The following is a 14270-nucleotide window of genomic DNA, read 5'->3' on the forward strand; positions in this document are numbered from 1 at the left end:
TCATAGTAAGATGGAAATATACTGAATTCAATATTTTTCTGTTAAGGGGATTTTAACGACTCATTTTGCCTATTCGTCGAATGATTATTGAAATTGGCTAATTGTTCGTATAGTTTTACTGTAGCAAAAAGAAAATACATATTCACATTTAAACCAAATAGCTATGAGCACTTTAAAATTAAAAGACGGAACAGAAATTTTTTACAAAGACCAGGGACAGGGACCAGTATTGATGTTTCACCACGGCTGGCCATTATCTTCCGATGACTGGGATGCACAGGTGATTTTTTTCCTACAGAGAGGTTATCGCGTAGTCACTCATGATCGGAGAGGCCATGGCAGATCGAGTCAGGATATTTATGGACACACCATCGAGCAGTACGCTGCTGACGCTGCCGAACTCGTTGAATTTCTCGATCTAAAAGATGTCATTCATATCGGTCATTCAACAGGAGGAGGTGAGGTTATTCGTTATGTAAACAAATATTCAAAAGGAAGAGCAAAAAAAGCTGTACTCATCAGTGCTGTTCCTCCGATCATGGTACAAAATGGAAGTAATCCGGATGGTGTGCCGATTGAGGTATTCGATAATATTAGGGAGCAGACTTTGAACAACAGACAACAGTTTTATATCGATTTAACGCTTCCTTTTTACGGTTATAACAGAGCGGGAGCTGATATTAAAGAGGGAATTCGGAGAAACTGGTGGAGACAGGGTATGATGGGGGGTATTGTTGCCCATTATGAGGGTATCAAAGCTTTTTCTGAAACAGATTTTAGCGAAGATTTGAAAGCCGTTGATATTCCTGTGCTGGTGCTACACGGTGAGGATGATCAAATTGTTCCTTACGAAAATGCCGCCGTTAAATCTGCTAAACTCTTAAAAAATGGAACCTTGATTACTTACCCGGGATTTCCCCACGGTATGCCTACGACAGAGGCTCCTACGATCAATAAGGATATTCTAGCCTTTATTGAACCCTAAAACAGCCGTACCAAAAAGTTTAAAAAAGTGAGCGCTAAGGCTCACTTTTTTTGTTAAGGAGTAATTAAGAATGCCCTACTCAACATGAATATCTTACTATAGCGCTGTTTCAACGATCACATCTGCCTGTTCACCGAAAGGCGGCATTAACAGAGTTCTTTCTTCGGTAGATTTACACTAGTAAAAAAAGGAATATCAATCGTTAAAAAACAATATTATGAAAACGACATCACTAAGCTTCAAGTACGAATTAGAAAAAAAAGAACCACGCACAAACGATGGTGGTACGACAAGAGGTGCTTCTGTAACCGACTTCCCTGCATCGATCGGAATTGCGGGTGTATCGATGCGATTACAGCCGGGCAGTATGCGAGAACTTCATTGGCATGCAAATGCTGCTGAATGGGCCTACGTCATTTCAGGAACTGTTCGTACGACCATTATTCATCCGGATGGTCACAGTTATACTGACAATTTTGAACCAGGTGATGTATGGTATTTTCCTAAAGGTTATGGACATTCGATCCAGGCAACAGGAACTGAAGAGTGTCATTTCATCCTAATATTCGACAATGGTAATTTTTCCGAGGATCACACATTTAGTGTAACCGACTTTGTTGCCAGTATGCCTGCCGAAATTGTAGCACAGAATTTAGGGTTGACATTGGAGGAAGTTGCGGCACTGCCTAAAAAAGAAGCCTATTTCGCAGCAGGCATCGTTCCGGATGAATTGTCGTTTAATGCTGCTGCAAGAACCGAAGAATCTGACATAGAACTTACTAATCTACATCGTTATCCACTTCACGCACAACAGCCTAGGATCATTCCCGGGGGCGGTCTTCAGCGATTGGTGACAAGTAAGGAGTTTCCGATCAGTACGACTATGGCCGGTTCTATTCTTGAATTGCAGCCTGGGGCACTTCGGGAAATGCATTGGCATCCGAATGCCGACGAGTGGCAGTATTATATTTCAGGCCAGGCGGAGATGTCTGTTTTTCTTGCCGAGGGTATGGTGGTCACCGAGCAGTTCAATACAGGTGACGTAGGTTATGTACCCATGGGAGCTGGGCACTACATTAAAAATACAGGCGATACCGTGTGCCGTGTACTTATCGGATTTAACAGCGGGAAATACGAGTCGATTGATCTGAGCGAATGGCTTTCAGGCAACCCTAAAGATGTGGTGGTGACAAACTTTGGGCTGACGGAAGGTGAAATTGAAAAATTTCCAACAAAAAAGATCTTCATTCAATCTAAACGATAATTTTTTTGCTATTGGAAAAGAAAGTTCTTCTAGCCATTGATAAAATAGTGATACAAGAAAAATTAGCGATACTACTTGCTTTCATAGCTGGGTATACCGACGCAGTTGGTCTGATCAAATGGAAAACCTATGTTTCTTTTATGAGTGGCAATACTACGCAGCTTGGAACAGCGCTTGGCAGAGGAACAATAGAAGTCATCAGCTCATCGCTATGCGTAATAGGGATCTTTGTCGCCGGCATTTACCTGGGCACCTGTCTCTCGGTTTGGCAAAAACAGCATAAATTTTCATCCACATTTTTTATTGTGGCAGGTTTTTTAATCGCTTATAGTATAGTTGGCTACTATTATCCGATTCCCAGTTATGGTTCGTTGGTCATTATCGGCTTTTCAATGGGAATGATGAATACGATCGTTACTTCGGTAGGAAAGCAAAATGTAAATACTGATTTCGTGACAGGGACGTTGAACAGTCTGGCAAAAAACTCAGCGATGTATACCATGAGCCAAAGCGCAGAAGATAGAACTACCTATTGATCCAATGCCATCCGTTTGTTGATTCTTTGGATAGGTTTCCTCTCGGGGGCTTTTATTGCTCTAATTCTTCTGGATATGCTTGCAAAATGGACACTTCTTCTGCCTGCGGTTTTACTGCTGATAGCTGCATTCATATTTCCAATATCAGTTATTAAAAAATAAAATTATGTTAGAACAAAATACTGTTGCACCTGATTTTACATTATTTGCAACACCGGACCAGAAAATCACCCTATCCGAATTTAAGGGTCGTAACGTGATCTTGGCATTTTATCCTGCGGACTGGAGTCCTGTATGCGGTGACCAGATGGCACTGTACAATGAAATGCTGAACTACTTCAAGAAGTATGACGCAGAACTATTTGGAATTTCCGTGGACAGCAAATGGTGTCATCTGGCTTTTTCTCAATCCCGTCATCTACACTTTCCGTTATTAGCAGACTTCGAACCAAAAGGTGGAGTAGCCAAGAAGTACGATGTCTATAATGAGACTGAGGGGCAATGTAACCGCGCTCTTTTTGTAATCGATAAAGAAGGTATCATCCGTTGGAGCTACAGATCCCCAATCGCTGTAAATCCTGGTGCTGATGGAATACTGGATGCTCTTGAAAATCTTAAAATAAAATAGTTATGTCATTAAAAATACCTGTCAGTACTACTGACCACGTTCAAGGCAATCTAGATGCCGATTTAGTTATCGTAGAATATGGTGACTACCAATGTCCATACTGTGGAGCCGCTTATCCAGTTCTAAAGAAATTACTAAAAAAATTTAGTAGAGAGGTGAAATTTGTATTTAGAAACTTCCCGCTTTCAGAAATGCATGAATATGCGCTTTCAGCTGCGATCGCCGCCGAAGCTGCTTCATTGCAGGATAAATTCTGGGAAATGCATGATGCTATTTACGAAAATCAGGAAAATGTTGACGACCTCTATCTTTTTAAATTGGCAGAGAAGATAGGCTTGAACATGGAAAAATTTAAATCCGATATTCAGAAAGAGGAGCTGAATGATAGGGTTGATGCAGATTTTCAGGGAGGAGTGATTAGTGGGGTAAATGGAACACCATCGTTTTATGTCAATGCCAAGAAATTTAATGGCGGGGCTGAGGAGCTCTTTGAGCTTTTTGCTAGGTAAAAAGGGGAAATGTTAGTTAATCTGCAGGACCCAGAAGTAATTATACAGATCAATCAACTTTTTTATTTTAATCAAACTAAAGTGCAATAAATATTGTATTATAATTACTTTTCAAAAATAGGTTAATAATAGTTAAAGCCTTGGGTTCTCCGCTCAAGGCTTTTTTATTGGACTTTTTCAGTGGCTCCTTTTATACAAAGCCTTCATTTAAATAAATACTAGGCAATTGACATTTACAATTTTAAATAATTTGGATCGAATGCATCTTCATAATCTAATATTTGACTTTATAACGTACTTAAACCTATAATTTTTTTACAATGAAAAGTTATATTCCAATTTGGATATTTATTGTTCCTAAGCAATGGATATACTCAACTGCTGACCTGTGATCATCTTAATTTAGTGATTTATTAACATAATTTTAATCTAATTTACACTCCTTAATATTCATTAACACTTGTTGTTTTTAGCTTTGAAACAATAAAAGGTAAACTTATGTTAAGGAAAGTAATATTTTATGGAATGGTCCTGATGCTGGGGGCCTCCATAGCTTCATGTTCAAAAGATGAAAAAGCAGAATCGGAGTCAGGGGAGGTTATCGAAACCGATACTGCGATAAACATTAGTTCGACATCAAAAAGCGGTGCGCTAGAAGGTAGCCATGAGACTGGAGCGGACGACGAAGATCTTATTGCAAACTCCACTTTCAACAGTACCGTAAAAATAAACTTCGATGGCAATTCGGCTACTATTGAAAATCCAGCTTCCGGGGTCACTGTTACCCAATCTGGAGGTGATGTCGTTGTAAAATCTTCTGCAAGCAGTGTTGCCTATGAGCTTACAGGCTCAACAACAAGTGGGTCATTCAAGATCTATTCAGATAAGAAATTCAAAGTCATCTTAAATGCGGTCTCTATTACAAATAACGACGGGCCTGCAATCAATATTCAGTCTGGAAAAAGGACATTTATTGTACTTGCGGATGGGACAGAAAACAAGCTTACAGATGCGGCTACTTATGCAACATCTACGGAAGATCAAAAAGGCACAATTTTCAGTGAGGGTCAAATGATATTTTCTGGGACCGGCACATTAACTATTTCTGGCAAAACTAAGCATGCCATAGCCAGCGACGATTATATACGGATTGTGGACGGTACAATCCAAGTTTCCGATGCTATTTCGGATGGCTTGCACAGTAACGACGGTATTTATATTGATGGAGGAAAAGTAAATATCGTGGCAAGTTCTGATGGTATTGAAGCTGAAAAAGGTCGGATTATTGTCAATGAAGGGGAAGTTACCTTAAAAGTTGCTGATGATGGTATTGTTGCTTCATACGAAGATGGAGACGAGACTATAATACCCGATGTGATTATAAATGGCGGAAAAATAAATATCGAAACCACTGGATCAGGTGGGGAGGGAATTGAGAGCAAGGCGACCCTTAGCATCAATAATGGTGAAATTTACATCAAAGCTATTGATGATGCTATCAACGCCGGGAAAGCAATTTATATCAATGGAGGAACAATCGTAGCTTATAGTACCACAAACGATGGTATAGATTCCAATGGAACGATGATTATTACGGGGGGACATATTTTTGCTATCGGGGCAAAGAGTCCGGAAGAAGGATTCGATTGTGATAACAATACCTTTAAGATTACGGGCGGACTTATGGTCGGAGTGGGAGGAGCCACAAGTTCCCCAACTGCAAGTGTTTCTACACAGCCCTCTGCAATTTTAAGTGGCGGTCAAGCTAGTCAGATCTATAGTGTTATTGACAAGGACAACAATGAGGTCCTGACATTTAAATCTCCTGTTTCTTTTTCAACATTACTGATCTCCAATGGTAGCTTTTCAGTAGGGGCATCCTACAAGCTCGTAAATGTATCTTCAGTTACTGATGCTAATGCGTTTAACGGACTATACTTGGGTGGGAAATTTAGCAATCCAACGGTTACTTCATCGTTTACATTATCAGCTATGGTCAGTAATTTAGGAGGAAACATAGGACCCGGTGGTGGAAGATAGAAAAGCAATTATTCCTTTGGACGATATTGTAAAGTTTATCCGTGATGTGCCAGGAATTGTCTTTTTTTAGTGTTTAAAATATGATAAGATATTTATCTGGGCTGGATCCTTCCAGCCCTTTTTCGGATATAAACGCTATCTTAGCGCCATGCTGTACGATCACTTTTGAACAGGTCACCATTACGAAGCTTTCGATAGAGAAGGATTGACACCATAGGGGAGTGATACGACGCAGACTTCGTTGTTTTAAATCAGTATCCAATGGGAAGTTTAACTGTCTGGGTTGGTCTAGTCTGGTCACTAAAGATGGACCTTTGGCGCAGAAGATGGCGGATTGTCAGGATTAAACCGTAATTTCATCGATCAAATACGTTGAACATGACATTTCCATACCAATATCTTCGTTTTTACGGGGTGATAGCGGCATTCATATTTTCCATCAATGTTTCTGCACAAAAGCAATCAGGGATGGACAGCAATGCGTTGGCAATTAACTTCGTTGACGGACAACTTCCTGAAGGCAACTATACGGCAGCGGTGTTGGGAATTCCCCGACCGAATGCATCGCAGCTTGCAATTGTTGGGAAAATGAAACAAGCCATGAAAGCCAATGAAGAATGGTTTTTCAAAACCATGAAGGAGTTAAAACCCGGAGAGCCTATACCATATCACAAAAATCTAGGTATTAGTGAAGAGGAGTATGCTGCTTTTATGGAGTTTTCGCAATCTATCAAAATAGACAAAATAGGGGCTATGGAGCTCAAGATCATTCGCAAGGATAATAGTATCCATTTCGAGCCTAAAGACTTCGGCGATTATTTGAAATATCTAGTCATCGATTTGAAAGACCAAAGGGTCAGGGTTGATAGTCTGGGCTTGGAATATAAAGGACAGATCAGTTTGGATGCCAAACAGACAACATTGGTCGCAGGACCTTGGACAGGTTACTCCTGGCAACTCGAAGAATTTAAGAAAGATGGAAAATTAATTTCAGATCCGAATAAAGTCGTTCCTGCGGAAATGGGAGAACTGGATATAAAGTCTATAAAAGTGTCAGTAGGCCGACTCGATCATAGCAATCAATGTTTCCTTTATCTCAAGAGTAATATTGTCCATAAAGGCCATGTGCTTGCAAAACAGGATATAGCCCTTTTATTAACGAAAGAATAAGCCGAAATCCAAAAATATACCTAATTTTAAATTAGATCAAAGCCCAAAGCCGGTTAACATTTAGCTAAAGCGGACATCTAGCCAAAAAAGGCTCCCTTATCGGTTAAGAAGGGAGCCTTTTATTTGAGAAAAGTAGCCTAAGATGTTGTGTAGGTACGATTGAATTCAGAGAATATATCGAAAGCTTAGACTCAACACTCTTAAACCATGTCCCTTAAATCGGCGGAAAATAAAGTTTTATTAGCGAAAATGCCTAAGGGGGACCCAATGGAAATGGAAGGAGTAAGAGTTGTAAACTCTGATCTCCTAATATTAATTAAAGATTTTTGTTAGATCCACTAATTCAAACTTTTTATCAACCTCAAAAAATGTTCTAAATATTGAAGCATGTCCGGTTCCAACCAAAATAAAGATGGTTTTTGTACCAGGCTTAATTTGATTTTGGATATTGGCGTACATAATTAAATTTCTTTTATACCAGTCAGTAACGAGTCTAGCACCAAAATAATCTTTCCCGATCATAATTTTGTTTGCGAATGAAAAATAAAAGCCAATATTGTTGTCTAGTTTCGATTTTTCATTCATGCATAAAAAGATTTGACTCAAATTCTTTTCTTCCAGACACTTATCCGACATTGACAATTTTATTTCTTCAAGTTCTTTTTTTAAGGTAGGATTGGAATTAGCCTCTTTCATCAAGATATCAAATCTCATTTCGATCAGTGTATCAATTGGATACAATTCCTGATGTTTCAATTTTTTTGCCAATCGAAATCCCAATTGAACCGTTTCACCTTCCTTAAAAAATCTTCTCATCCGTTCGCTTTTTATTGTATCGGTGAACGCGTTATATTGATTCTTTAAATAAGACTTGTAATTTGCATCTAACTGTTTCTTTTCATTAAAATTGCTTTCAACAAATATTTGTTCAGGTTTATAATCAGATGAATAGATTTTTTCTACGACATTATCCAGGTCCTTTTGATTTTCTGGGGATAGGATATTTCTATCCTGTACTTTAATCATATCGTTTCCTGGATTATTGAAATGATAGGTTCCGAGTAAAATAACCTTTATTTTCTCCTGAGCCGATAGCACTGAAAATTGAAAAAGTATTAGGAAAAGGACTGTGAAAATTTTAGTGAAATAAGAATTTTGCATATAATAGTGTTAAAAAAAAATAATTCACGAAACTAATAAATAGGGATTGCTTATCTGCTACGAATAATAAATGAACAGTCACGAATAATAAATCATTATAAGATTAATCATAGTTGTTTTTACTGTTTCACGTCTATACTTTTCATTAACTTTTCATCCAACTCTGTGAATACTTTAGGAATAAACGTCTTTAGATCATAACATTATTTAATATTTGGTCAATATAACATGAATCTTGAATTATTTATCGATCAATTTCAGTTGATGCTGGAATTCACTTAACGAGATTTTCCCAGATGCAAAGTTGATATCTAAAATAAACTTCCTTTCGTTGGGGGACAGTTCACGTCCATAAATCTTCCCTAGTAGTTCATCTTCGTCAGGTAAAGCTTCGGTTACATCTGCTGCATTTAAAAATGCCTGATAGTATCGTAGTCCGAACTTTCTTAGCGACGACGCGTTGAAATGAATTTGGTCTTCGTTTGCAGTTAACCCTTTTGCCGAAACGAAGTTACAATTGTTGTGCGATGCTGCATATTTTTGTAAGGCGCTATTGACCAAATGGTAATCATTGAAATGCGCTCCAAATAGACCATAAGGCAAAAAATCGCCTATCGCGCCTATAATCATGGGAACTTCAGGAGCCCCTAATTGCTTCCGTAGCTCATTCACTATACTATCAAACTTTTCACCGTATTTTGCCGCCAGTTCGGCGGAAGAGTCATTTTCTCCCTGATGCCACAATATTCCTGTCAACTGGCTGCTACGTTGAGCAAGTTTAGCCTGAAAAATAGCGTGGTCAAAGAGTGCACCACCAACCTGCCAGTCATTTAAGCTGGTACCGCCATCAGCACAAGGGATAAGGCCGATCTCCTCGCCAATGTGATCTGCATGCCGGGAGGCAGCAAATGATGATGCGAGCCCCACACCAGCCATAGGCCTGTCATTGTGTATCGGTTCAGCCATTATCTGCCAGCGTCCATTGCGAAGCATCTTTATTGATTCGTTGATGATAGGCGGTACTGAATCCGGAATTCCGCGGCCGGCCATATTTGATTGCCCTATTAGCAAAAAAGATTGTATCATAGTTGATTATATATTTAAGACTCCACGATTCCTATACTGCGGCTAAACGATAGCCAGGCAAATTTTTTAAGATCATTCGGAGCGACGTCACCAGAATTTAATGCCTTCACACTTGCTCTTGCCACACTGGCAAAGAGATGTTTGATCCAGGCTGAGGACAAACGATTGTCTATAATGTGTTTCGCCTGCAGCTGGGGAACTATAGCAAACCACTTTTCTTTTGCTTGTTCATAGGCAATAACTTTTTCTTTGTCCATCGCTGCGACATCAACCTGCCTCTCCTCAAGGGCGTGTAAGAAAATATATTTTACACCGCTGTCGATAGCAGCGTATAGCATTGCTTCCAATTGTTTGACCGGATCAGTATCGCTGTTAAATGCAGAAACCATAGCGATATACCAGGTTTCAAGCATATCGACATAGCAGGCAGTTATAAGTGCATCTCTATCCTTAAAATACCGATACAAAGTTCGCTTACTGATTTGTGCAACCTCGGCTACTCGCTCTAAAGGAGCGTGAAAGTCTTCATTTAAAACTTTTACTGCACTATAAATTAGTTTTTCCCTATTCATTTGGCACAAATGTATGACAAATGTCTTGTATATGTGTTAGTTTTTAGGTGAAATTCTATTTTATTGGCCCAATTGTCATTAAGTATCGTTAAAATTCCAAGGGGAAATAACGCTGTCTAACAACCTTTTGTCAACTTTTGAACAATATTTCAGGGAAATGAACAGATGTAATTCCAACTGATCTTACGACCTTTGGGGTAGATCGAAGCCAAAGCCGGTTAACATTGTAGTAAGCGAATTAATCATACCTTCTCAATCTTAAATAATATCCCAGTAATTATTGCAGCGATCGAATAATATATGGCCCACTCCATTGATCCCATTGTTAGTGCCATTGTCATTGCAATTCCAGCCAATGTAATCAGTATTAAAGTCATTTTGATCCAATTGACATTGAGTGTATTGCTCTTAAACCAGTAGAATGCCAGTGTACAACATATCAACGTAGGAATAGAATATATTGTGCTATAGCAAAGCCAAAGTAGCGAAAAGAGGATCGTTTGACCAGTACCCGGAAAATTTAATGAGTTAAATCCTGGGGATATAGTCACTAGTGTAGTACCCAATAGTAAGGTACCTATCCAGTGCTTAAAAATATAAGACCATCTTAGACTGTGTAACATAATCGGTGACATAAGATCGAAAACTCAAAAACCACTTCAAGTTTGTGGTAGTTATTAAAACTGGTAAAGTTCATTCTAAATTATCTAAATATCCTGTTAAAGCTATTTTATAGGCCTCTGTTCGACTGAATGACTTTCTAAAGATGAATTAGCTATGTTTTCTCTCAAAAACTTCTGTGCTCGGACTTGCCCCAATTCAATTAATTGATTTAAGATCTCGATGGCTTTTTCGGTCTGCCCCGTTTCGTTATAAATGGCTACCATGTTGTATAATGCGTCAACATTTATTTTTGAAAGGTCAAAGCACTTTTTAAATAAATTGATTGCAAGGTCATATTCTTTTTGTTGATAAGCTTGGATCCCTTCATCAAAAAGCCTATTTTCCTCCCTTTGTTGTTGTGGTGGAATCCCAAAATAACTTTTGATTTTTTTCTTATCCTCACAGAAAAAGAAAATATTGATTCCTTCATAAGTTTTGCTTATTTCGGAATTAAATGCAAATGGAATTCTTATAGCATCATATTTTTTAAAACCTTCCAAATCCCAATCCGCAAAAGACTTGTTAATAACGGATCTAATCGAATTCATTAATTCTTGGTTACTGTGAGGCTTCTCTTTAAATTCTGTGGTCACTAGCTTCTTTTTTGGATAGATGGTTATTTCACCTAAAAAATTAGTTGTGTAAAGATTATTGTCACTTTTAATCCTTTTCATGATCGGCAACTCTATGCTGGATTTTAATCTGGGCGTGAAAAACTTGTTTGCACGTATTTCAAGAGAATCCGCATATCGGCGATTAAAACTCTCGTCTAATAGGCCGGAACGAACGAAGGTGAATTTCTTAAGTTTTTCAGGATCATCCTGATCTTTGAATTTTTCCGAATAAATGAGTGAATCCTTCGATAAAATCTGAATTTCATATCCGGCAAATTCAGATGTTATTATCGTATGACCCAATAGTTTATAAGGTATTTCAAATGCTTTGCGAGGCGAGACAGGTGAGCTATTAAAATATAGCTTGTTGTCATCTATCTTTAGACTATGGAATATATCCTTTACATGCGGTACAGCTAGTATTTTACTACCATCTAATCTCGTCACATCAATCTGTATCCAATTATTTCTGAGATTGTTTAAATCAACTTGGGCAGAGGCATTATTGGAAAGCAATACGGCTAACAAAATGAATAGGTTAATAATGAGTACCTGATAACATTTTCTCAATTCAACAAGGCTTACGGTTAGTAATGGACGCTTTTTCGCTAGGCTTTTCATCATTTGGTCAAATATGCATTAACGAAAGTAATAATTTATCCTTAAAAAATGTACCATTGATTTTAGATGATCACTTTTTACGAAAGCCCTATGCAGGAACTCACTTTTATTTGCTAATGATCATGGGTTTTTATAACCGGTTCATTCGTTAAGGTTGAAAAAAAATGTAATTCTCGTATCTCCCCGATACCGCTTACATACACCTTGTTTTCCTCAGATGGCCTCCGTAGCAACCATACTTTTGCTATACACGTAAAACAAAAGAATAGGGCAAATCAATTTTTAGTTAAGACATGAGGCAAGAGATGAGGCAGCAGGTCTTTTATCTTAATCTCTTTGCAATTACGCAAGTTACACTTATGTTGGTTTCTTCTTGAAATATAAAAATATTTTATTTGATATATTATTTCTGTTTGATGTGTTTTCTCGTATATTTAGATGGATTTATTTTCATAATGTTATTCAAAAAAATATTTTACTATAGTATAATCGTAATCTGTTTCTTCATATTTTTATTGCATTTATTTGGTCCATATGCTGGACCAATGAGTATTATTAACACAATTGTAGATGGTTTCTACGATGAAGAATATTTGAAAAATTATATGAATATCGAGTCGGGGTCAAATACTAAATTTATTAATCAAATAATTGGATTCATTTTTTGGCTAACTGTGCTTGTTTGTTTATCATTATCTTTTTTGAAGCGACTATCGCTTGATAGAAAGTTTAGTATTTCATTTATGTGTTTTCTTATACTTTCGTCAATAATTTTTATACCAAAAATCTGTAATATTATTTTGCATTAGATGAAGGATATTTCATGATATGGCGACCAATGCAGTGTTCAAAAATTATAAATATCTTATCTTTTTCATGATCAAAAAAATTACCATATTGATGTTGATCTACTTTTGGGTATTCCAAAGCGCAGATGCGCAAACATATCTTCAAGGGTACAATGTAATTTCATTAAATGAAGCAGCGACTTGTGGTCTTTTGCCACAATCAAATAGATTAACAAAGGATCAGGTTTTTGAGAAATTAAAGCAGGTTGACCCAGATCCAGTTAAAAAGAGTTTAAAAGATATAGTTGGCGAATCTTGGTGGATTGACAATATGCTTGTTACCCTGATTACAAGGAATGTTATGGCAGAAAGGCCAAAAGAAAATCTGTGTGACACACAGATGGGCGAAGCTCCGGAGGTGCTCTATCGCGAAGGCGCAACACCTGACCGTACAGCGGCCAATGATTATTTCAGCGAAATAAAGTCTATCAATAATTTTGAGGTATTGGTCTACTATTATAAAACACGTAGTCCTTACAAAAGATTCTTAATTCAAGATAATAAAGGGGAATTTAAAGTAAGGGGTATTATTTATGCACAAAAACAAGAGGCAACAAAAGCCCATGCACTTATCAATACCATTTTGAATAAGCTCTCATTTAAATAGAAATAAATACAAGGCCGAAGAGACGAACTCAACTTTTTTATAAAAAGATCAAACGAAATCGAATCAACCATTGTTATACCAATACTTTCATAAATTAGGTTAATAACAGGTAGTAAAAACCTTGAGATCCCCCTCCTCAAGGTTTTTTTATTTTTTAAAAACTGACTATCCCGTTATTGGGATCATAACTTTATATCAGGGCTGGATTATTTCGGCCTTTTTTGTGCCGACACGATCAGCATCATAGGCCTTCTGAGTTCGTCTGCCATTCCGGCGACACTGTTAATCATTTCCATGTTTGGCTGTGGTTCAGTAACTAAATCGATGGCAAAGTTATTGGCCAGCAGGATTGTAAGATAAGTGGTAAGTGTCCTATGGTATTTTATTACATTGTTTTGTAAGAAATGTGTTTCCCGCTTTCCTTCTTCAAAGTAATGGTCCACGGGCCAGTATAATTTGTTCCCAGCAGCATCATAGATCCAGTCTTGGTCGGGTCTTGCAGTGAATATCGGATGCTCAACAGAAAAAACAAAATTGCCGCCCGGTTTTAGCCAACGGTTTATATGCATGCAAAGCGGATCAAAGTCCTTGATGTAATGGAATGTAAGGGAACTGATGACGCAGTCGAACTCCTGCTCCTGAAATGTGATATCCTCCAATGCGCTTCTGATATAAGTGATGCCAGGGAGGTCATTGATTTCTTTCGCCTTATTGAGCATCCTTTCGGAAAGGTCGACACCTGTTACTGTTTTGGCCCCGTTTTCAATAGCATAACGACAATGCCAGCCAAAACCGCAGCCCAGGTCCAGTACATTTTTGCAATCAAAGCTAGGAAGGATGTTTTTTAATGCATGCCATTCTCCGGCACCTTCAAGACCTTTAATAGATCTGTCCATATTTTTATATTGATCGAAGAATGTTTGCTCGTCATATTTGTTCTGCTTCATAATCGGACAATAAATTTTA

At 37.9% G+C, this 14270-nt stretch carries 14 protein-coding genes; 8 read left to right on the forward strand and 6 right to left on the reverse strand.

What is annotated here, in order from left to right; genetic code table 11:
* The first annotated feature begins 163 nt into the window (after positions 1-163).
* The 6 genes from ACHWSC_RS23855 to ACHWSC_RS23880 all read left to right on the forward strand — a co-directional run bounded on the left by ACHWSC_RS23855 (position 164) and on the right by ACHWSC_RS23880 (position 5962).
* Positions 164-985 (forward strand): alpha/beta fold hydrolase, encoded by an 822-nt coding sequence (locus ACHWSC_RS23855; RefSeq protein ID WP_394678425.1) that lies wholly within the window; start codon positions 164-166, stop codon positions 983-985.
* Between the two features lie 217 nt (positions 986-1202).
* Complete coding sequence (locus tag ACHWSC_RS23860; protein WP_394678426.1) at positions 1203-2249, forward strand: cupin domain-containing protein; 1047 nt, start codon at positions 1203-1205, stop codon at positions 2247-2249.
* Between the two features lie 47 nt (positions 2250-2296).
* On the forward strand, positions 2297-2785 hold the full coding sequence (locus ACHWSC_RS23865) for a YoaK family protein (RefSeq protein WP_394678427.1): 489 nt from the start codon (positions 2297-2299) through the stop codon (positions 2783-2785).
* Between the two features lie 166 nt (positions 2786-2951).
* The gene (locus ACHWSC_RS23870; protein ID WP_394678428.1) at positions 2952-3413 is read left to right on the forward strand and encodes a redoxin domain-containing protein; all 462 of its coding nucleotides are present in this window, start codon (positions 2952-2954) and stop codon (positions 3411-3413) included.
* Between the two features lie 2 nt (positions 3414-3415).
* A complete protein-coding gene (locus tag ACHWSC_RS23875; RefSeq protein WP_394678429.1) occupies positions 3416-3922 on the forward strand; it encodes a DsbA family protein in 507 nt (168 codons plus the stop codon).
* Positions 3923-4420: 498 nt separating this feature from the next.
* Entirely contained in the window at positions 4421-5962 is a 1542-nt protein-coding gene (locus tag ACHWSC_RS23880; RefSeq protein WP_394678430.1) for a carbohydrate-binding domain-containing protein, read from the forward strand.
* Positions 5963-6035: 73 nt separating this feature from the next.
* Here the strand turns inward: ACHWSC_RS23880 and ACHWSC_RS23885 are convergent, their stop codons facing one another.
* Positions 6036-6263: a hypothetical protein gene (locus ACHWSC_RS23885; RefSeq protein ID WP_394678431.1), complete on the reverse strand. Its 228-nt coding sequence runs from the start codon at positions 6261-6263 to the stop codon at positions 6036-6038.
* Between the two features lie 77 nt (positions 6264-6340).
* Here ACHWSC_RS23885 and ACHWSC_RS23890 point away from each other — a divergent pair, with 77 nt between their 5' ends.
* Positions 6341-7132, forward strand: coding sequence for a hypothetical protein (locus ACHWSC_RS23890; RefSeq protein WP_394678432.1), 792 nt, complete (start codon positions 6341-6343; stop codon positions 7130-7132).
* Between the two features lie 312 nt (positions 7133-7444).
* On the opposite strand, the gene ACHWSC_RS23895 is transcribed toward ACHWSC_RS23890, so the two are convergent.
* The 4 genes from ACHWSC_RS23895 to ACHWSC_RS23910 all read right to left on the reverse strand — a co-directional run bounded on the left by ACHWSC_RS23895 (position 7445) and on the right by ACHWSC_RS23910 (position 11744).
* A complete protein-coding gene (locus ACHWSC_RS23895) occupies positions 7445-8293 on the reverse strand; it encodes a DUF5694 domain-containing protein (RefSeq protein WP_394678433.1) in 849 nt (282 codons plus the stop codon).
* Positions 8294-8533: 240 nt separating this feature from the next.
* Positions 8534-9379 (reverse strand): sialate O-acetylesterase, encoded by an 846-nt coding sequence (locus tag ACHWSC_RS23900; RefSeq protein ID WP_394678434.1) that lies wholly within the window; start codon positions 9377-9379, stop codon positions 8534-8536.
* Between the two features lie 14 nt (positions 9380-9393).
* Positions 9394-9951, reverse strand: coding sequence for a TetR/AcrR family transcriptional regulator (locus ACHWSC_RS23905; protein WP_394678435.1), 558 nt, complete (start codon positions 9949-9951; stop codon positions 9394-9396).
* A gap of 725 nt (positions 9952-10676) precedes the next feature.
* Positions 10677-11744: a tetratricopeptide repeat protein gene (locus ACHWSC_RS23910; RefSeq protein WP_394678436.1), complete on the reverse strand. Its 1068-nt coding sequence runs from the start codon at positions 11742-11744 to the stop codon at positions 10677-10679.
* Positions 11745-12725: 981 nt separating this feature from the next.
* Between ACHWSC_RS23910 and ACHWSC_RS23915 the strand changes: the two genes are divergently transcribed.
* Positions 12726-13304, forward strand: coding sequence for a hypothetical protein (locus ACHWSC_RS23915; protein WP_394678437.1), 579 nt, complete (start codon positions 12726-12728; stop codon positions 13302-13304).
* Positions 13305-13510: 206 nt separating this feature from the next.
* Here ACHWSC_RS23915 and ACHWSC_RS23920 read toward each other — a convergent pair whose 3' ends face one another.
* Positions 13511-14251 (reverse strand): class I SAM-dependent methyltransferase, encoded by a 741-nt coding sequence (locus ACHWSC_RS23920; RefSeq protein WP_394678438.1) that lies wholly within the window; start codon positions 14249-14251, stop codon positions 13511-13513.
* Positions 14252-14270 lie beyond the last annotated feature (19 nt).

The sequence above is a fragment of the uncultured Sphingobacterium sp. genome (assembly GCF_964277905.1).
Taxonomy (GTDB): domain Bacteria; phylum Bacteroidota; class Bacteroidia; order Sphingobacteriales; family Sphingobacteriaceae; genus Sphingobacterium; species Sphingobacterium siyangense.